At 64.0% G+C, this 19,803-nt stretch carries 18 protein-coding genes; 3 read left to right on the top strand and 15 right to left on the bottom strand.

Annotated features, from left to right (window positions below; translation table 11 throughout):
* Nucleotides 1–46: 46 nt before the first annotated feature.
* From FB560_RS09325 to FB560_RS09280, 10 genes are all read right to left on the bottom strand, one after another.
* Nucleotides 47–856: an AraC family transcriptional regulator gene (locus tag FB560_RS09325; protein ID WP_141872104.1), complete on the bottom strand. Its 810-nt coding sequence runs from the start codon at nucleotides 854–856 to the stop codon at nucleotides 47–49.
* A 359-nt stretch (nucleotides 857–1,215) separates the two neighbouring features.
* Nucleotides 1,216–1,602, bottom strand: a complete 387-nt coding sequence (locus tag FB560_RS09320) for a superoxide dismutase (RefSeq protein WP_141872103.1) — start codon at nucleotides 1,600–1,602, stop codon at nucleotides 1,216–1,218.
* Nucleotides 1,599–2,468 (bottom strand): ABC transporter ATP-binding protein, encoded by an 870-nt coding sequence (locus FB560_RS09315; protein WP_141872102.1) that lies wholly within the window; start codon nucleotides 2,466–2,468, stop codon nucleotides 1,599–1,601. Before FB560_RS09315 ends, FB560_RS09320 begins: the two co-directional genes overlap by 4 nt.
* Nucleotides 2,469–2,481: 13 nt before the next feature.
* A complete protein-coding gene (locus FB560_RS09310; RefSeq protein ID WP_141872101.1) occupies nucleotides 2,482–3,246 on the bottom strand; it encodes a murein hydrolase transporter LrgB in 765 nt (254 codons plus the stop codon).
* Nucleotides 3,243–3,869, bottom strand: a complete 627-nt coding sequence (locus FB560_RS09305) for a hypothetical protein (RefSeq protein ID WP_141872100.1) — start codon at nucleotides 3,867–3,869, stop codon at nucleotides 3,243–3,245. The genes FB560_RS09310 and FB560_RS09305 overlap by 4 nt, the downstream gene beginning before the upstream one ends.
* A gap of 70 nt (nucleotides 3,870–3,939) precedes the next feature.
* Nucleotides 3,940–4,611 (bottom strand): hypothetical protein, encoded by a 672-nt coding sequence (locus tag FB560_RS09300; RefSeq protein ID WP_141872099.1) that lies wholly within the window; start codon nucleotides 4,609–4,611, stop codon nucleotides 3,940–3,942.
* Between the two features lie 127 nt (nucleotides 4,612–4,738).
* Nucleotides 4,739–5,284: an RNA polymerase sigma factor gene (locus FB560_RS09295; protein WP_211349959.1), complete on the bottom strand. Its 546-nt coding sequence runs from the start codon at nucleotides 5,282–5,284 to the stop codon at nucleotides 4,739–4,741.
* Nucleotides 5,285–5,333: 49 nt separating this feature from the next.
* The gene (locus tag FB560_RS09290; protein ID WP_141872097.1) at nucleotides 5,334–5,723 is read right to left on the bottom strand and encodes a GntR family transcriptional regulator; all 390 of its coding nucleotides are present in this window, start codon (nucleotides 5,721–5,723) and stop codon (nucleotides 5,334–5,336) included.
* An 84-nt stretch (nucleotides 5,724–5,807) separates the two neighbouring features.
* A complete protein-coding gene (locus tag FB560_RS09285) occupies nucleotides 5,808–6,557 on the bottom strand; it encodes a GAP family protein (protein WP_141872096.1) in 750 nt (249 codons plus the stop codon).
* The gene (locus tag FB560_RS09280; protein WP_170198093.1) at nucleotides 6,557–7,054 is read right to left on the bottom strand and encodes a hypothetical protein; all 498 of its coding nucleotides are present in this window, start codon (nucleotides 7,052–7,054) and stop codon (nucleotides 6,557–6,559) included. Before FB560_RS09280 ends, FB560_RS09285 begins: the two co-directional genes overlap by 1 nt.
* Nucleotides 7,055–7,129: 75 nt before the next feature.
* Here FB560_RS09280 and FB560_RS09275 point away from each other — a divergent pair, with 75 nt between their 5' ends.
* The 3 genes from FB560_RS09275 (at nucleotide 7,130) to FB560_RS09265 (ending at nucleotide 12,006) form a co-directional block, all read left to right on the top strand.
* Nucleotides 7,130–7,726 carry a TetR/AcrR family transcriptional regulator gene (locus FB560_RS09275; RefSeq protein WP_141872094.1) on the top strand — a complete coding sequence of 199 codons (597 nt, stop codon included), beginning with the start codon at nucleotides 7,130–7,132 and terminating at the stop codon, nucleotides 7,724–7,726.
* Between the two features lie 213 nt (nucleotides 7,727–7,939).
* Nucleotides 7,940–11,428 carry a MobF family relaxase gene (gene mobF / locus FB560_RS09270; RefSeq protein ID WP_229673231.1) on the top strand — a complete coding sequence of 1,163 codons (3,489 nt, stop codon included), beginning with the start codon at nucleotides 7,940–7,942 and terminating at the stop codon, nucleotides 11,426–11,428.
* Nucleotides 11,429–11,625: 197 nt separating this feature from the next.
* Nucleotides 11,626–12,006 carry a hypothetical protein gene (locus FB560_RS09265; RefSeq protein ID WP_141872092.1) on the top strand — a complete coding sequence of 127 codons (381 nt, stop codon included), beginning with the start codon at nucleotides 11,626–11,628 and terminating at the stop codon, nucleotides 12,004–12,006.
* 492 nt (nucleotides 12,007–12,498) lie between these two features.
* Here FB560_RS09265 and FB560_RS09260 read toward each other — a convergent pair whose 3' ends face one another.
* From FB560_RS09260 to FB560_RS09240, 5 genes are read right to left on the bottom strand one after another with little or no spacing between them, the layout of a single operon-like run.
* A complete protein-coding gene (locus FB560_RS09260) occupies nucleotides 12,499–13,512 on the bottom strand; it encodes a carbohydrate kinase family protein (protein ID WP_141872091.1) in 1,014 nt (337 codons plus the stop codon).
* Complete coding sequence (locus tag FB560_RS09255; protein WP_141872090.1) at nucleotides 13,505–14,620, bottom strand: hypothetical protein; 1,116 nt, start codon at nucleotides 14,618–14,620, stop codon at nucleotides 13,505–13,507. The genes FB560_RS09260 and FB560_RS09255 overlap by 8 nt, the downstream gene beginning before the upstream one ends.
* Nucleotides 14,610–16,517: a hypothetical protein gene (locus FB560_RS09250; protein ID WP_141872089.1), complete on the bottom strand. Its 1,908-nt coding sequence runs from the start codon at nucleotides 16,515–16,517 to the stop codon at nucleotides 14,610–14,612. Before FB560_RS09250 ends, FB560_RS09255 begins: the two co-directional genes overlap by 11 nt.
* 11 nt (nucleotides 16,518–16,528) lie before the next feature.
* A complete protein-coding gene (locus FB560_RS09245) occupies nucleotides 16,529–17,647 on the bottom strand; it encodes a phosphoribosyltransferase-like protein (protein ID WP_141872088.1) in 1,119 nt (372 codons plus the stop codon).
* Complete coding sequence (locus tag FB560_RS09240; RefSeq protein ID WP_141872087.1) at nucleotides 17,644–19,590, bottom strand: HAD hydrolase family protein; 1,947 nt, start codon at nucleotides 19,588–19,590, stop codon at nucleotides 17,644–17,646. The genes FB560_RS09245 and FB560_RS09240 overlap by 4 nt, the downstream gene beginning before the upstream one ends.
* Nucleotides 19,591–19,803 lie beyond the last annotated feature (213 nt).

Below are 19,803 nucleotides of genomic sequence, written 5' to 3'. Positions count from 1 at the left end.
CACCAGTATCCGCACTTGGCGGCTTCGAGATTCACTGACCGAGCGCTCAGAGAGCGGGCTGCGGAACCGGCGCTGGCGTGATCGTCTTCTCACGGCAGGAACTGGCGTAGACGCTTGGAGGCACCCCGTACCGCTGCTTGAACGAGCGCGAAGCAACCGCAGCATCGGTCCACCCGACGACTGCTCCGGCCTCGCTCACAGAGAGGCTCGTCGTGGTGAGTAGCTCGGCCATGCGGTCTGCACGAACTTGACGAAGGAACGCCGCGGGTGAGATGCCGAGCTGGGTGCGAAATAGTCGTGCCAGGTGGGAAGGCGAGACGGCGACCTCACGGGCGAGATCCTCGATCCTCCAAGGGCGACTCAGCTCAGCGCGTAGCAGGGTGGTCGCGTAAAGCACCTCCCGGCGCGGCACCACTCGTGCAAAATCGAGGCTTCCTGCCGAGACACCACTCAATCGCCCGACTGCATCGAACACGCGCGCAACGAAAGAGAGCATCGCGAAATCGATTCGAGCGTCGTTCGCTGACTGCGCCAAACTGACCAGCGACGGCGTGAGCTGGTGCATTGCAGACGTCGCGAGTTGCAATGTGCGTAGCGTGGGGTCTCCGTTCAAAGCGCTGTGCAGATGATGCACCAGCGGATGCGCCGTCGACAACCACCGCACTTGGTCGGAGAGGTACTCAGAATCGATGTAGAGGGTTACCGTCCGCACGTGCCCCATCGGAAGGCCTCGGCACTCCAGGTTTTTCGGAATCGTGAGAACGCTGCCCGGCGTCAGGAGCACCTCCCCAGCCGACGCATGCACGCGTGCCCACCCGGAGACGGTGAACACGACCTTTACCGCATCCACCGCCACAGGCCCAGAAGGAGTGTAGGCAGTTTGCTCTCGAACCAGGAAGGGCGGCGTACATGAACCGCGGGACCTCGCATTCAACGATGGCGTCACTGCGCTCACCGCTACCTATCTGACTTGCAGTCCATGCGTCCCGGGCATCTCGCCAGCCCTGCAGCGGGATGTCAAGTGTTCGAGGTTGAATGAGGCGTCGTGGCTCCGTGTTCTCCGCGCCCACGACGGGGGCCGCGCGGCCAGGTAGTGCTCCCAGGGTCTGATGCATGGGTGCTTGCCCGTCCGAGATCGCACTTGACCTGCTCTGGCTCCTCGAGATTCAGCGCGGCGCGCGCTTGGCGCGGCGTCCGAGTGCTTTCGCTTCGTCATCATTGGGCTTCCGCGTCGCAGACGGCGAACGCGAACGTACGCAGCGGCCCGACACTCCCGGTTGAGATGTCGCTGATGTCTGCGTTCCCGGCGTTCTCCTCCAGCGCGTTGAGGGCGTACACCGTGCCGTCCGGGTCGGTGAAGGTCAGGACGGGATCGCCGGCGGCGTTGAGGTCGCAACCGACTTGTCCGTGGTCGACGGTGAGCGGCCAGGAGTGTCCGAATTGCTCGGCGGTAACCTCCTGTGGATTCTCGGTCGCGGTGAGAGTCGGTCCGTCCAGTGGGTAGTCATCGGGATGGAAGGCACCGCAGCCGGTCAGCACCAAGACAAGCGGGATGGTCGCGAGAGCCACGGGCCGGAGTGCGCGGTCGGGGTTCGAGTTCACGGGGCCTCCTTGGTGGCGAGGACCATGTATCCGTCCTCGAGCGATGGTTCGACGGGTTCGGCATCCGGGGGCGGGTTGTCGGTGACGATCCGGTAGCGGGTGCCCTCGGGCGTGCTGATGGCGTTGACCACCGCGATGTCCTCGGACGGCGACGTGGTGCGCGGGGCCGTGACCCAGGTGCGTCCGCGGGCTTCGTTCACGAGCCCTGCGGTCGGACCGTCGAACGTTTTTCGGCCGTGGCGCAGGACGAACACGTAGGGGCATGTCTGAGCAACGTCATCGAGGATGTGGGTGGAGAGGATCACCGTGCGGTGCTCGCCGAGGCTGGCGAGAAGTGTGCGGAAGCGCATACGTTCCTCGGGATCGAGGCCGGCCGTGGGCTCATCCACGACGAGCAGCCTCGGGTCACCCATGAGTGCTTGCGCGATGCCGACGCGACGGCGCATGCCACCGGAGAACCCGCCGATGCGGCGTTTGCGCGCGTCGGAGAGTCCGACTCGTTCGATGAGCTCGTTCGCCTGCGCCTTGCGGTCGGCAGCGGAGGCGATGCCTTTGAGGATTCCGATGTAGTCGAGGAACTCGATGGGGTTGAGGTTCGGGTACGGCTCGATGTCCTGGGGCAGGTAGCCGAGGGTTCGTTTCAGTGCGCGCCTGGCCGAGGCATCCGCGAGGTTGTGGCTGTCGATCAAGACCTGCCCTCGGGTGGGCGGGATGATGCCGCAGAGGATGCGCATGAGGGTTGTTTTGCCGGCGCCGTTCGAGCCGAGCAGCCCGATCATTCCTGCAGGCAGGTCGATCGTGACGTTATCGAGTGCCGCGGGCTTCTTGCGGAAGTCTTTGGTCACGCTGTCGATGGAGACGAACATGGGTGGATTCCTTTCAGCGGCGCCGGCGGGCGTCGGCCAGAAGTGAGCCCGCGATCAGAAGGGCGAGGATCAGGGCGAGTTGCCAGAGCAGCGACACGATCGCGAGCCAGGGGGTCGGTGCGGGGCCGAGCAGTCCGGATGGGTCATAGATGGGGCGTCCGTGGAATAGGCCGGCGGCGACATAATCGCCGACGATGTTCAGCACCGTGCCGTTGAGGGTCGGGAGTGGGATGAGCGGTGTGGAGAACACCAGCCACAGCCAAACCAAGACCGCCGCGACGCGGGCGAACCCGCGAGGCAGCAACACGCCGAGGAGGGCTGAGAGGGACATCGCGATCAGTCCTCCGGGGGCGATGATCGAGACGGTGACCGCGATTGCCGCAGGCACGGCGAACGGCTGACCGTGGATGCTCTGCCACCCGCCCCAGGCGAGCATGCAGACCAGGGATGGGACGATGATCACGGCGAAGGTGCCTAGCACGCGCGCCGCGCGCAGGGCGAGGGACGGGGTCGGAGTGGAGGCCTCGACCTCGTGGATGCCGGCGCGACCACGCGCGGTGAAGAAGTCGCTGAACGCGGCCGCGTAGGCGATCCCTGCGAACAGGACGATCATCTGTCCGGTGAATGCGAGGTCGGCGGTGCCGCCGGTCCGCGGCGCGGCGGGTGAAGTGATTGCAAGGAGCAACGCGAAGGCGATGAGCGGGATCGCAGCGCTCCACAGCACCTTCTGGCGTCGGGCGATCTGGGTGTGAGTTCCGGCGATCAGGATGAGTCTCATGCGACCGCCACCTTCGCGATGTTCTTTTCCGTATTCCCCAGCCGTCGCCAGGCCATCCAGGTCATGACCGCGGCGGCAGCGAGCGGGATGCCGCGCTGCACGAGCAGGTGGAGGATGTACGGGTCCCAGAGCAGGGAGAGAAAGATCCAGCCCGCGACCACACTGATCGTGACCGTGGACACGGTGCCCGAGAACGCAGCCGCTGCCAATGCCACCGCCACGATGAATAACGCGGCCCCGGCCGGGACGAGTCCGCTGCTCCAGCCCGTGTCTCTCGGCCATGCGCCCAGCAGATGCAGCGGCACGAACATGACCAGGCCGCCGACTACCGCGACGATGGCGACGATCCCGGCCCGGAGGAGCTGGACGGCGCGGAAGGAGATGGGGGTGGACTCGTGGAGCTCGACCAGCGGGTCCCCGGTCAGCGCGACGGCGGCGGTCACGCCCACGGTGATCGTGAACACCTGAGTCAGCCACCCCAGCAACGTGGCCGCCTGCGCGACCGTCCATGTATTGGCCGTCGCCGCGCCGGCGATCGCGACCAGCGCTCCGACCAGCACCGGCGCGGACAGCAAGGCAGGGCCGACGCGCCGGAACTGCGCGAGTACAGCGGATTGAGTCACGTGGGGTCTCCATTGGGGCATGCAGGTCTTATCTGTTCATCGGGTTAGTAGCGGGTTGTGCCGGGATGGTTCACGACGCAGCCTTCGGGACGATCAACGGGCGCTTCGCCGTCGCGATCGCCACAGCGAACAGCAGCACTCCGGCCCCGACGATCACGACAGGCGGGACGGCATCCTGTACCCAGCCGGCGACGGCGCCGACCCCGATGCGCACAGCGTCCGCCGGCAACGGGACGAGAAGCGGGGTTGCAGTGACCCCGAACAGCACGCCGACCCACGGCAGAGTCCATACCGACAGGAACGTGACCAGGCCGGCGACTGCCGCCAGTGGGATAAGCCAGCTCCCGACGAGTTCCGGGAAAGGCTCGGTGACACCCCATGCCGCTGCCAGCGCGGAAGCGGCAAGTCCGCAGCCCACGTCCACGGCGAGGACGACCGCGACTCGCGCGAACAGCACAATCCTGGGACCTATCGGCGTCGTGAGCGTCACCGCATCGCGAGAACGATGAGACAGTCCCATCGCCACCGTCACCACTACGCCGAGCAACATCAGCGACGCGAATCCGCTCGTCGCGGCACCGGCATCCTGCCCGACTCCGAAGAATCGCGCCGCCAGCACGGCCATGCCCGCGCTCGCCAGGGCCACCGGGACCACCAGCCACGGCACGACACGGACCTGTGCCCCGATCAGCGCCATCGTCACTCGAACGCTGCGCGTAACGTCCCACCGCGGTGCGTCCATCGGTGAAGGCGACGATGCGATCCGGGATCGCACCATCTCGAATCCGGGCGCTGCCCCGGCAAGTTCCTGCTCGCGCCGTGCCAGTGCTTCTCGCATCGAGAGGTTGACAGGACCGTTCTCGTTCAGATCACTCATCACTTTCTCCAATCCGGGCGCGCAGTAGCGTTCGTGCCCGCGAGACTCTGCTCTTCACCGTGCCGACGGGGATTCCGGCCGCCGCCGCTATCTCGTCGTAGGGCAGCTCGTGCAGCCATGCGAGGGACACCACCTCGAACAGCGAAGGAGGCAGCGCACGTATGGCGTCGACGAGGTCTTGGGCGGCTGCGGCGTCGCCGACGATGCTCGCCGGATCGTCGGATGCGTCACCAGGAATATCAAGCTCCTCGACCAGCGGAACGGTATGGATTCGTCTACCTCGCACGTGGGCGTGTATCTGCCGTGAAGCGATCCCCAGAAGCCAGGTCAGTACACGGCTGTCCCCGCGAAACCCCTTGGCCGACCGCCAGCATCCCAGCCACACATCCGCGCTGATTTCCTCGGCGAGCTCCCGATCGGACACCCGGCGTAGGACGAACCCGAACACCGCCCCCTCGTACCGCGCATACAAGGTCGCGAGCGCGGCTTCGTCACCGTCGCCGACGCGACTGAGCAACGTGCGCGCGTCGATGTCCACGCCATGTTGGTAGCGGGACAGCCCCCGTTGGTTCACAATCTGTGAACCCTCAACGCTCGTTCGCGTCGTCCTGGCCCACAGACGCTGCGGCGTCGGTCGTTCCGCCCTCGTGAGCATGAAGCCGCGCTGCGCACATCGCCGTCACGTCACCGTTTGACATCCCCAGCCGGCGTGCCTCATCGACGAGCGGTTCCAGGTGTCTATCGGCGAAGCCGTCACGTCGTTTCGCGAGCAGCGCCGCGCGGCATCCGGCCAGGATGTACATGCCGATGCCCGGTAGGCGGCGCACGATGCCGCGGTCTTGGAGTACGCGGAGCGCTCGCGCCGTGGTCGCGATGTTCACGCCGTAGCGGCGCGCGAGGACGCTCGCGGAGGGGGCGAGAGCGTCCTCGCTGACCTCACCGTCGATGATCGCGTTCTCCATATCGTGGACGATCACGAGATATGCGGGCCGGGAGAGCAACTGCGCTGTCAGGCGCTCACGTCCAGGAGGGGGTGTCCAGTCGGCGCGTGGAGTCACAGGTCACCCGCCGACCCAGCCGAGGTCGTAGATCGCGTTGGCGGCGAGGAGGAATCCGATGATGCCGATGATCCACGCGGTCGTGCTGGTGGCGTGCTTGGTCAGCCACCGCTCGATTCTGCCGAGGGGTCGTTCGAGCTTGTCGTGTGCGACGAGCCGCCCGATGGTCAGGACGAGCGCAGGGGCGATCATCACGAGGCAGTAGCCGAACAGCAGTACCGCGGATGCCGACCAGCCGGGTCCTTGAGTGGTGATGATGCCGATGGCGGCGAGGTAGGGGACCATCGAGGCGGCCTCGACGGCGACCGCGGTGACCGCGAGACCGGTCAGCGCGATCGCCGACCCGCCACCACTGCCCTCGCCGCTACCGCTGTCGCTCATGATGCGACCACGCCAGCGCACCAGCCTGCCGCCACCGTTCGCGGCGCGCTCGGCGGATCGGGCACGCGCCTTCTCGGTATCCATCAGCTGGCTGACGATCAGGAGCGCGATGCCGACGATGAGCTGGCCGATCAGGAACGCGGGTGATCCGATGATGCCGCTGAAGGCGTCGAGGAATGCACCGGCACCGAGGAGCAAGAGGATGCCGAGGGCGAAGTAGGCGAGGGTGACGGCGGTCAGGTAGACGAGCATCCTCCCGAGGCGCAGCCTGCCGGGAGCGGTGAGCAGCCAGATCGGGATGAGCAGCGTCCCAAAGCTGGTGGAGTCGATCAGGGCGAGCACGACGAGAGTGCCGAGACTGGTGACGTCCATCAGGACGGCCCGAGCTGGAGGCGGCGTTCGCAGGTCGCGGTCGCACCGCTGCCCTCCGAACGGTGCGTGGCGACGACCTCGCCGTCGACGGTGATGCTGCAGGAGACGAAGGTGGCGTCTGGCGCCGCATGCACCTCGACAGTCGTGCCGCGCAGCGGGAAGAACGCATCCGTCGACACGGTGAAATCGTGACGGAAGGGCACCTGCACCTCGTCCTCATAGAGGCTCTGCGAAGTGCTGGGCGAGTCGATGTCGACAGCGAGGTCCGTCGCCGTCGCAGCGTCGCTGTCAATCTCGACCGTCACGACGATCGACCCCTCTGCGGTCGCGCTCGGCTCGGGCGGCGCAGACGAGGGCGGCGAGGACGAGGGCGCCGGACCCGATGCGCCGAGCCCTTCGAGAGTGTCGTCGACGACACCGCAACCCACGAGGAACGCCAGCGAGCTGCCTAGCAGGACACCTGCAAGGACTCGCTTCATCCCGGCACCAGTCGACACGTCTCCTCCTCAAACCCCAGTAGCACGAGTGTGCTACGACACTCACTCTAGCACGCCCGTGCTAGAGTGAGTGTCGTGTCTCGGAGCATCGACCTTGCGGCCCGAAAGGCCCAACTCGCGGAAGCGGTCTGGCAGGTGATCCTCGACCGCGGCATCTCGGCGGTCTCGGTCCGCACCGTCGCCGACCAGGCCGGACTCGTCGTGGGGTCGCTACGGCACGTGTTCCCCACCCGCGCGGAGCTGCTGTCGTTCTCCGCGGAGCTGATGGTGCAGCGCGCCACCGAACGCGTGCTCGCCACGCCGTGGTCGGACGACCCGCAGCAGTATGCGCTCGATGTCATCACACGACTCCTCCCGTTGGAGCCCGACAGCAGTGCGGAGCTGGAAGTCAATCTCGCGCTCATCGCCGAGGCGCCGGCACAGCCCAGCCTCGGCGACATCCGCGACCACGCACACACGCAACTCCTCGAAGCGTGCGTGAGACTGGTCGAACTCCTCACCGGCAAGTCGCGCGACCCGGAACTCATCTTCACCGCCCGTCGCCTGCACGCCGTCGTGGACGGACTCGCACTCCACCTGCTCCACAACGAAACCGACGACACCGAATGGGCACTCGCGATCGTCCGCGACGAGATCGCACGCATCGCGGCGGGACATGCCCAAGGCGGCTAGTGGTTCGCCGACACGACGGTCTCGATGCCGGTCATGTTGCTGGTCACGGCTGACAGCACCTGCCACTGAGCCTTCACCGGCGACGGCGATCACTTGCTGTGCACGCCCCTGAAGTGCCACTACGCCAACGATGGCTCGTAGTAACGGTTGTAGCTTCGGAGCCTTGGCGCGGGGTTGGCGCACCTTCTGTGTGTGACGGTGTCGATCAGGGTGATGACCGCCGGTGACGGATACCGGTATCTGCTGAACTCCGTCGTCACCGGTGACGGCGACCGTGATGCTGCTTCTGCGTTGACGAGGTACTACCTCGAGTCGGGAACACCACCAGGCGCATGGATTGGGGCTGGACTTCCTGGACTTTCGGGCGGCGTGGCGGAGGGTGCAGCTGTGACCGAGGAGCAGTTGCGGCGGTTGATGGGGTTCGGGCAGGACCCGAACAGTGGAGAGCAATTGGGGCGTCCGTACCGGAAGTTCGCCACCGCTGCGGAACGTGTCGAGCGTCGACTCGGGAAGCTCTCTGACGCGCTCACCGAGGAACAGCGTGCGACAGAGGCCGCGTTGATCGAGGCCGAGGAAGCGTCGAAGCCGACGGGTGCGCCGGTGGCGGGGTTCGATTTGACGTTCTCGGTCCCGAAGTCCGTCTCGACGCTCTGGGCGGTCGCTGATGGTGGTACGCAGGCGCTGATCGCCCAGGCCCACCACGCCGCGATCGAAGATGTGATTGACCTGTTGGAGCGTGATGTCGCGATGACCCGTGTCGGTGCGAAAGGGCCGCGGGGCGCGGTCGCGCAGGTTGAGGTGCGGGGTGTGATCGCGGCAGCGTACGACCACTACGACTCCAGAGCCTCGGACCCGCAGCTGCACACCCATGTGGTGGTCGCGAACCGTGTCCAGGCCTCCCACGACGGGAAGTGGCGGACCCTCGATTCCCGTGCGATCCACGCCGCCGTGGCCGGGCTGTCGGAGCACTACAACGCGGTCCTCTCCGATCACCTCACCCTGGTGCTTGGTGTGGGGTGGGAGGCGCGGGAGCGTGGTGCTGGGCGGTCGACGGCGTGGGAGATCGTCGGAGTGCCGCAGGAGCTGATGGATGCGTTCTCGTCCCGCACCCGTGACATCGAGCAGGTCAAGGACCGACTCGTTACCGACTACGTAACCAAGCACGGCAGGCAGCCGTCGCCGAAGCTGTTGTGGCAGTTCCGGCAGCAAGCCACGTTGGAGACGCGGCCACCGAAACAGCACCACTCGCTGAGCGGCCTCACCACCGAGTGGCGGGAACGCGCCACCGAGCTTCTCCGGGAGGATGCACCGACGTGGGCCACAACGCTCCTCGCCGGAAGCACTGGGGAGCCGTTGCTGCGCGCAGACGACATCCCTCTCAGCGACCTCGATCACGTTGCCGAGGCTGTGGTGGCGCGGGTGGGTGACCGGCGGTCAACGTGGAAACGATGGAACCTCCACGCGGAGGCTGTCCGGCAGACGATGGGACTCAGGTTCGCATCCCCGACCGACCGCGACACCATCACCCAGCAGATCGTCGACGCCGCAGAACGCGTCTCGCTGCGGTTGACGCCGCCGAAGTTGGCGTCGAGCCCGCCGACGTTCCGTCGCCCGGACGAGTCGAGCGTGTTCCGCCCGAAAGCCGCAACCGTGTTCTCCTCCGAACAGGTCCTCGCCGCCGAGGACCGTCTCCTGGCCGCGTCGAACGACAGGAACGCACCAACGGTGCCCCTCGCGTGGGTCGAGCAGGCGGCGCGGACGAAGAACCGAGACGGGCATACGTTGTCACCGGATCAGGAGCGGGCGATCGTGAAGATCGGCGTCTCCGCCCGCACCCTCGATGTCCTGGTCGGCCCTGCGGGGGCAGGGAAGACCACGACGATGTCCGCGCTGCGGCGGGCGTGGGAGAAACGCCACGGCACCGGCTCTGTGATCGGTCTCGCGCCGTCTGCTGCAGCCGCGGATGTTCTTGCTGGGGATTTGGGGATCTCGACGGAGAACACGGCGAAGTGGCTCCACGAACACCGCAACGGCAACTGGAACCTCAAACCCGGACAACTCGTCATCATCGACGAAGCCTCCCTCGCCGGAACCCTCGCCCTCGACACCATCACCGCGCACGCCGCCGCTGTCGGTGCGAAGGTGCTCCTCGTCGGTGACTGGGCACAACTCGCGGCGGTGGATGCGGGTGGCGCGTTCGGGATGCTCGTCCGCGACCGGGACGATGCCCCTGAGCTCACCGACGTCAGGCGGTTCCGGAACGAGTGGGAGAAACACGCCTCCCTCGGCCTCCGCATCGGCGACACCGACGTCATCGACACCTACCTCAACCACGACCGCGTCACCCCAGGAGGGTACGAGGACATCATCGAGCAGGCGTACCAGGCGTGGCGTGGCGACCAGGCTGCGGGGAAAGCGTCGGTGCTGATCGCGGAGACCCTCGACACCGTCTCGGAGCTCAACGCCCGCGCTCGCACCGATCGGATCTTGGCGGGCGACGTCGCCCTCGACGGCGTCCGGCTGCATGACGGGAACGAGGCCTCCCGCGGTGACCTCATCATCACCCGCCACAACGACCGGCGCCTCGCACTCGGGCGGGGGTGGGTGAAGAACGGCGACCGGTGGACGGTTGCCCGCGCCAATGATGACGGTTCCCTCACTGTCCGCCGCGCCCGCTCCAAATGGCGCACGACCATCACGCTTCCTGCCGCGTACGTGGGCGAGCATGTCGAGCTGGGGTACGCGATCACCGCACACCGTGCGCAGGGCTCCACAGTCGACACCGCGCACGCAATCGTCCACTCACCCGAGGTGACCCGGGAATCTCTCTACGTCGCCATGACCCGCGGCCGGGAATCCAACCGCGCCTACATCGCGACCGATGAACATCACCTCGAAGATCACCAGCACCGGGACGACCTGCAGATGACCGCGCGGAGCATCCTCTACGGCATCCTCCAGCATGTCGGTGCTGAGCAGTCCGCACACGAGACCATCACGACTGAGCAGGACATGTGGGGCTCGCTGGCCCAGCTGGCTGCCGAGTACGACACCATCGCCCAAGAAGCCCAGCAGGACCGGTGGGTCACACTCCTCGAACAGGGCGGCCTCACCCCACAGGCGATCGACGAGCTGGTGGAGACGGAGTCGTTCGGGATCCTCATCACCGAACTGCGCCGTCTCGAGGCCGACGGGCATGACATCAACGACCTCCTGCCACGCGTTATCCGTGCCGGTGGCCTCGACGGGGTCGAAGATCTCGGATCGCTGCTGCGATACCGAATCCAGAAGGTCGCCGCCACCTACCAGCCCTCGGCGAGTCGGGTGTCGCTGATCGCTGGCCTCATCCCGCGCGCGACGGGCATCACTGACCCAGCCATGCGCCAGGCACTCCAGGAGCGGGAGCAGCTGATGCAGCAACGCCTCGACGCCCTCACCACCACGGCGCTCGAACGAGCCGAGCCGTGGAGGAGAACCCTCGACGGCATGGATCGCGGCACTAGAGCGATCGCGGTGCGAGCGGTGGCCGCGTATCGCGACCGGTGGGGCATCACATCCACCAGCCCCCTCGGACCCGTCCCCGACGATGACGCACAGCGTATCGACTACGAACGCGCCCGCGCAGTCTTCCCCGACGTGCAGGACCGGGAGGCCTCTGAAGGTCGGGGGCCTTCGCGGTCGACTGGGCGCAGCCTCTCCTGATTTCGGCAACCACGACGAACTCTTCCTCCCGGAACGCGCGCGGCGTAAAGTGTCGAGTACGGCAGGACTCAACCAAGGGCCACCCCAGCGAATCTCAACCTGGGAGGCAGCACCTCTCGCCGACCGAGAGCCTCACATCACACACGCACCCGCCGGACAACGTCGACTTGCACTGTGCGTATGAAAGTGAGGCCATCGTGCTCACCACCCTCTGGAACCTCAGCATCCGAACCCGCATCTTCCTGCGCCGATGGATGCCCACGAACATCCTTCTCGACAAACTCCGAACCCGCCGAGGCCTCAAGTTCGGCGTCCCCGCGATGCTCCTCGGCGTCGTCTACATTCTCATCGCCGCCACCTGCACCGGCCTCATCGAGCGGGGCTGGAGCGAATGGCTCTACCTGGTCTTCTTCTGGGCATTCTGGAACGGCCTGATGTTCCTGCTCTTCGGACCCTGGAGCGTGATCCTCCTCACCCGCGTCCGCATACAGGAATGGCTTGTGGCCAGAGCCGAACGGCGCAGTCACGCCAGTTACCGCACCCCGCAGCCCGCCCCTGCATCGAGCACTGCTGCCTAGTGAGCCCCACGACACTTCTTCTCAGGGCAAGCTGGTATCTCCGGCAACACGAGGTCGACGCTGTCATGTCGATGCGTCGTGCCTTCACGAGCGCGGGACGCATCCGCGCCCCCTGTTGCTTTAAGTACCGTCCGACCGCGCCCTGAGCGACATCGAAGCGCTCGCCCATCTGAGCGAGCGTCTGCCCCGCCAAGTACATCCCCACCGCCACATCCACCTAGCCAGACTCAAGACCTTGTCGACGGATCTTCACCTTCGCCGCCCGAAGCCGTTTCAGCACCGTCAAACGGTCAAGACCCCGAGCATCACTGGCTTCCCGAGCTGACATCCCCGACTCCTAGTCAGACCGGAGCGCAGCGATCAGTTCGGGCGTGTACAAGGTTGGAGCTTTCTCAACTGCACAGGAAACCAACCCCAGACGTGTCCGTAACCGGGGTCACGCCAGCCGGCTCTAGGACCGGCGGCATCCCTCCTGGAGTCGAGTTTCGAGCCTTAGGCTGGCGGGCATGCAGGGCAGGACACGAGGTGCCCAGCGGTGGCGAGAGAGCTTTCATGAGCAACCGCGCTCGCCGTCGTTAGGACTTTCTCAGCTTCCACGTACATACCTCCACGCGCTCCTTCGTACTCGCAGTTCCACGCAGCAAGGCTCTGCCCGTATTGCAGGGCGTCGGCGATGTCGTCGGAACTGTGACCTCGGAATCCTGCTTGGCCATTGGCGGCGAGTCGAGAGAGCACTCCTGCAGTGCACCAGTCACCAGAGCCGCAGGTGTCGACGACCTCGGATGCGGGGACTGCATCGAGCTCTCTCCAGTCGGAGGCAACGCCGTCGGCCTTGTGGCGGAAGCGGAGCCCCCGCGACCCAAGCGTCTGAACCTCGAGAAGCGTCGCCGTGTCGGCAGACATGGTTCCGCCGGCATCGCTGAGTCGCTGATCTGCGTATTTGACGATGTGGGCGATCTTGATCGCTTCGGAGAAGAGTTTCGGGTCTGAGCGTCCGGAGGGTTCAAACACCACAAGTGCGCCGTGTTCCGCCGCGCGCTGCGCAAGGGTGAGGGCCGCTCGTGAGAGCCGGTCGAGGAAGAAGACCGCAGCGTCGTCAACGGCTGGCCCGACAGTCTCGAGAACATCGCGAGTGATTGGGCGGAAACTGGGGAGCCAGCTTCCGCACCGTGGACAAGTCCAAGTGAACTTGTGCTTTGCGACGCCGGCGCGAGTGACGTGGTTTTCTTGAATGATGATGGGCGTACTCGTCGTGGGGCCAGAATGGACGAAGTCGAGGTGAACGCCCCACCGCTCAAGATCTGCCGCGATACGAGTCGCCGCCGCGTCATGGTCCAGCCGGGCGATCGGGTATGAGGACCATCCGAGGTAAGCGAGGATGGAGAGGACGTTGCCGCATGTGCCGCCGGCCCAGGACTGGATGGGCCGATCGGGATCCGCGCTGATCACCAGGTCGAGAGCGATTAGGCCCGTTCCAAGGACCTTCGGATGAGCTGGACTAGTCATTGTCGATTCTCCGTAATAGCGGGCGATTTTTCGGGTATGGAGTTCCCTCGAGCCATACGTGCATCAGCTCGGGTGGTGCGAGCTTGTCATCGAGACTGCCCTGTAGTTCATAGCTGAAGTCCTCGAGGTAGACCACGGGGAGGTCTTTTTCGAGGGCCGCCAGGAGTGCCCCTAACGCCATGACCTTACTGCCGACCGGTGACAGTATCAGTTGGGATCCTCCGACCTCCCTGAACACGGGCTCTCGGAGCGCATGAAGACGCAGAACAGTTCGGTATAGATCGAGGGGGTCGTCTTCGTCGGCATGGACGATGCTGCGTGCATCCATCTGCCAGGGGAATCCGTCTGAGCCAAGGAGTTCTTCGAGAAGAGAGTCGCCGAGGCGCGGGTGGGTGGAGGGGAATGGCAGGATTGCGCAGACCTCATCAGGGTTGATGCTTTCGTAGATGCGGCGCAGGGTGGCTGCTCGCCCGCTGGCAAGCTGCGGGAGCCAGAGCTTTGCTGCTTGCTGGCCTCCCGACACAAGAGTCAACCCGCCGTTGAAACCGTGGACGGGCACGGCGGTGTCGGTGGGGATCGCTCGGATCTTCGCATCGAGTTCAGGTTGGTGCGCGACCATCACGTGCAGGTTCGCCGCTGACTGCCCCGAGTGAATCAGCTCGATGAGGTAGCGGATCATCGGAAAACTGGTGCCGACGGACAGCGCGCTGATATCGACGACTAGGTCTGTGTACTCCGTCAACTTCTGCGCGCTGAGCTTGCTGGCTGCGCGTCGTCCGCCGACGACGGAATTGTCGGCACCGAAGATCTCGACGTCGAGGATGGTGTGTGTAGGCACGATCGCCATGAGCTGTTCGAGGTTCGCTGTCGCGTACGCTGCAAGCGTCTTGTCTGATTCGGCGCGGGTCTCTTGGACGAACAACGCAGATATGCTCGCTGCGGTCGCGGTGCTTAGTGCGGTCGCGACTAAGCCTGTTCTGGGGTCGAAACCGGCACCTGCGATCATCAGGATCCGTCGCTCGGCGTTGTTGAAGTATTGCTCCACGAACGACTCGAGCTCTTCGCCACGATGCGTGATGGCCAGGTCCCACCGGTAGTTATTTGACATGTGTGGTGCCGCTCACGATTGCGGCCAGGTCGCCCACAGTTCTTTCGAGGAATCCCCCGCGGTTGAGAGTGAGGCCGTGTTTGAGCAGTAGCGTTCCGCCAAGCTCGATCAGGCACCATTTCTGCTTTTTCGTTCCGTGGTCCTGCACAAGGGTGATCGCGTTATAGGCGACTGCGAACTGGAGAATTTTGGCCAGCTGTGGGTGCGTCGTGGGGATCTGCTCGAACTCCTCTTGCAGAATCCCGAACGCGATTGCTCCTCCCTTCAAGGACGCGTTGGGTTCCATGCTCTTGAGGACGCACTGCGTCGCAATTTCCTCGACGAGGCCTCTTACAGCGCGGGCGTGGGGGAAGTCCCATTCGCGAACCAGTTCGGTTGCTCGCTCGCGGAGGAGTTTGTTCTGTTCACGGCTAGTGAGCGTGAGTTCTCGCCCGCGAATCAACTTGGTCTCGAGATGGTTAACCAGTACGCCCGCAAGCTGCAGAAATTGTTCGGCGTTTTCCGAGCTCGCGTCGCACAGAGTGTCTATGCCGAAGTAGTACGGTCGATCGAATTCATGGAGCAGATGTATCTCGGCCCCGTCAACAACTCCAGCGTCAACCGCGATTGGCTTTGAGGGTTCAGGGTCGAAGTCATCGCTGTCAGCGCCAAACAGGTCCAGTTGCGAGGCGTGCGCTTTGGTGCGCTTCAGGTAGCGTTCCATGACGATTTCCAGGCAGGCGAGGCGAAGCTCCTCGCTCGCGCGCGAACTGAGATACCCATCGACTTTTGACTCAAGTTCCGCCCGACGGGCCGGCGTTACGTTTGTCCGTCGCTGAACAGTATCTGCGTGCTTTCGGAGGCGTTCTACTTTGGAGGCGCTTAACGGTTCGGGGACGGTAGCGAGGAGGGAGCTCAGCTCTGTGAGTCGGCGACGGTTGAAAGAGTCCATGCGACGCAAATACCGATTACTCATGTCTTTCGCCATCTTGCGGAAGGCGTCCCGTTCTCGCTTTCGACCCTTATCGTTCTGCATTTTGATGTAGGTAATCTCGCGCTCTGATGACAGCCCCGGCGAAAGCAGCACTTGCCGAGGAGTCAACGCGTCGAACCTGGTGATCACCCACCGCGCTACTTTCAGCTCTCTGCGGGCGAGCCACCTGCGTAGTAACTCGAATTGGTCTGCTTGCAGGGAGTGCGCATCATCAAGAATAATGAGCGGCCGGAGAACGAGCGTCTCAGAGTCGTGGGTTACCTCCACCGTATCGATGACGTCGAATGGTCGGTAGGCTGTCGATGCTGTCTTAGAGATCGAGTCCACGCTCGGCGGAACGAGAGCGGCCGAGATGCGGTAGATCGCTAGTTCGATTTCTGTCGCCTTCGCGAGCACATCAGCCGTGTCGGTCCCGCCGATTGACGCCGCCGCTGCGCCAGCATTCTCGCGAGGAATGATTCGAATCGCTTCGAGTGGTACCCCCGTGGTCTGCAAGTTACTGATCCAGGCGAGCACAGCCCTAGCCTGGATCAGTGCCGTCATGAGGCCCAGCTTTAGGTCGTCGGGGTAAGGAAACTCCCAGAACTCGCGGTACTCAGATTCTAGAGGAATACGCGCGCCAAGAACTGTCGGAACGCCGTCGCGAACCGCCCCGCATTGCGCCAGCGTGGCGATTAACGGCCGGTAAGTGTCGAGCGATTCGTTCTGTAGGAGGGTACGGATCGTGGCGTACTGGAACAACCGAGTCATCGTGGTCTTCCCGCTTCCCGGGGTCCCGATGATCATCACTAAACGATCTAGCAGCCGGTCTTCTCTCGCCGGCTGGTGGAAGAAGGTGGTGAGCGGCTCGGGGGAAACGACAGAAAGGAACGCTTCGTCGTCGCGAAGGTACTCAGTCGCACGTTTCTCGAAGGGGTTAGCCATCACAATCTCCTCTACACGTGCCGCTGTCGTCGCCGGAATAGTGGCCTCATGGCCGGTATCGGCGGAGAGTCCTGGCCATCGGACTCAGCCCAGAGCAGAGCCACTGAGTTGTTCGGCGTGTTGTGCTCAAGGACGACGGGGAGAGCGCACCCACCGTATCCAAGGTCAATTCGATCTACTCCACCAACGCTCGTGTGGGTCGTTTGGATGGCAGGATCGTAATACTTGCGTGCCAGAGCAATAAAGGCCTGATCCTCAGGGGCTTCGTCACGCATCGGGAGGGACTCTGGAAGCACTGTTCCGAACGAGACCACGACAGATCCCCACCCGGCGTCGCTGAAGAATTTTTGTGAGTCCACGATGTTCTTGCGCACCTTCTTTTCGGCAGAGTGCGAAGCGATGTAGTGGTGCACGCAAAGCTTCCAATCGGGGGCGAACAGTTCATCCCGGATTTGAGCAATCGAATCACGAAACCGGGTCATCTTGCCTTTCCAGCGATCCGAAACCTCATCAAAACGCAGGAATGACGTGCCTGTCGCCGTAAAGTCATCGATCAGGTAGACCATCTCGAAGCGAGCTTCAGGATCTTCCAGCGCTTTGCGCAGATCAGAAAGAAGGTCTCGCCACTTTTCAGGATCCAACTGGGTTGTGGGAGCTACTTGTTCGTTGCTCAGTCTGCCGACATTGCTGTGCCGGAGCGTGTCGATGCGGGCTCCGTCGCTGAGTCCAAGGAAGAGTGTTTTGCGGCGCAGCACGTCCATCTCATCTCTGAGATCTGGCCTGCTAAGGACTACCCAGGGAGACACCTGGCTACGGGCCGCGATCGTGCGAGTGAACTGATCGTGGGCAATCTTCGGGTAGAACTGCTCAACCAGATGCTGGGTCTCACTGAGGCCGATGAAAACAAGCCGCCTCCTAATGAACCCGTAGGCAGTCTCGCGTTCAGTTGGATCGAACTGCTGCAACCACGTCACAAGGCTCTCGATAAACCGCATTCCAGCCTGAAAGTCTCGGTACGCGTCGTACTTGATCGACGAGATGAATGCTAGCCAACGGTACTCTTCCCGGGCGCGGTCGTCATCCCAGCCCATGATCTGGCCGAGAACCCGCTTGCTCAAGTCGTCGTTCATCGCAGTGTCCCTTCCGCGAAACGCGTGCGGCCATCGCCATCGATCTGAAGAGCACGCAAGTATTCCAAGGTAGTCGCTGGACCGCGCTGACCCGGCGACCCTAGGTTCCAACAGGTTTCACGAGACACGGATGTCTGATCCACGCTGAGGGCGAGGGGGAGGGAGAGGAGTTCGTGATCGTTTCCGGGCCAGAGCCCGCGGTCTCCGATCGCGAGGATAGAGTCAGTTCCCGCGATCTCGCTCACTCTCGTTGAAACGTTCAGCTTGGAAGCGGACGGGCTGAGGATATCGATCGAATGGCTGGATCGCAGCGCCGTCACGTTGGCCGCGGATTCGCGAACGACGGCCTGCACGATCTCCCACAGTCGCTCCTCTCGCAACGTGCCTCGCGCAGTGACGGTGAGCTGGTTGCGACGGTGGTCCTGCTGTGTTTGTGCCGCTAGTTCTGGTTGTGCGAGCAATCGTTCGGCGATCCCACGGAGCTCTGGAACAGGTAGCTGTTCGACGAGAGGCGTTGAATCGTCGTCGAGTGAACTGATCTCGGCGCCGTTGTAGTAGCCCACGACGACTCGCGGCCAGTGCGCCTGTGAGATCGCTTCCTGGAACGCATGGCGGACAGACTTGCCACGACCTGTTGCGATACCGACCGGGAGACCAGCGTTGAGCAGCCGTACCAGCTCAGACAAAACATCTGGCTGAGGCGGACTAAAGCGATGCCTTGTATCGACGACCGTACCGTCGTAATCAAGTACGACTCCACCAATCGACGCGGTTGTTAGCTTCCGCTGGAAGCTACGCAAAGCTCGTCGCCAATCTGCGAGCTCAGACGCCTCAGCAAGTTGTCGGACGGTTCGCCCTGACTTGCGTTCGATCGCCACGGCAGCTCGCCGAGTCAGTCCGGAGGGGCGTGGGAGCGCGGGTCGGCGCGAGGGTGCAAGGTGATAGATGCGTCGACCAAAGTCAGGCACGCCTGGGTCGCCCGGGTCGATACCACGGGCTTGTCCAGCCCAGTCCGATAGGCGGAACGCGGCGATAAGAGAAACGAGGCTGGAGTGAACTGGGGAACCAGTCACCGGAATTCTTGCAATTGGAATCTCGGGCGGGAGAAGCGCCAGGGTGCGTTCAGCTATGTCTTCATCGTCATCGCCGATGAGCGCCACAACGCCAGTTTGGTCCGCCCTCTTGGCTAGCCAGTGATGCCTGCCGTGTGCAAAGTTTCGGAAATCGGCAATCTGTGCATGCCCGAGCGCAGCTTCAGTGAACTTTGATTCCAAGTCGACCGCGCCGACCGCACCGCTCGAGCCGTGGAGAATGATCGTCGTATCGCGGTCCCAGAGCGTGCTCGCGAGTTCTCGCCAACGGGTGACCAGCGGCGAAGCTTCGTCGACGGCGTCAATAACGCTCTGGAGGCCATGGCTCTCCCAACTCACTGAGCCCGGCGTGACCGTACTGTACGCACGACCGAGGATCGCCGCCGCACCGAAGAGCGTGTTAGTCGCGAGGAACCCGTCTTTCCCGGTGGGCGGCGCATAGGCGAGGAGATCCATGTACGGATGAGCTTTAGCGATCTGTCCGATCTTGCTGTCGTTCCGCCCAATGAGCGCGGCTAGCTGGCGTGGCTCATCGCCTACGAGTGCTTTCGCAGCTCCCACGATGTCGACGTTGTTCCCGCTCGCGCTCAGAAGCCAGATCGAGGTGTCAGGATCGTGTTGTACCGCCGTGGACTCGAGAGGAGTCAAGACGGCACTTACGTGGCCGCTCGCGACTCTGTGGAAAAAAGCGAGAGCGTGAGCGGTGGAGAGGGACCCTCCCGAACCAACGGCGACGAGGGGACCCAGGAGCGCGGTTTGAAGGGCAGCTTCCAGATCGGAGAGGTCCAGACTCATGGCCCAACCTAGCGTTTCGGAGAGCTTCGCCATCTCTCCTTGATAGGGCTTCGCCATCGTTGAAGACTCCTCCGTCTATGCGCTGCTTCGTTCCTCCGCTGCGCTCACACCCGGCGCCTCACTGTCCACCCCATCCTACCGGGGACCGAGGGTCAGCCTCGAAGCGTTTGGGGCCAGTTGACGACGTGCGCCGCAAGCCGAAGCGTCAGAGCACGTCATCCTCACGATGCCAGCAGTCGATCGCATCCGTTTTGAGACGTCGGGCGTCCC

It is taken from the genome of Microbacterium saperdae (assembly GCF_006716345.1).
GTDB lineage: Bacteria > Actinomycetota > Actinomycetes > Actinomycetales > Microbacteriaceae > Microbacterium > Microbacterium saperdae.
Note: the sequence above shows the minus strand (reverse complement) of the source record. Positions and strands in the feature narration are given on the sequence as shown.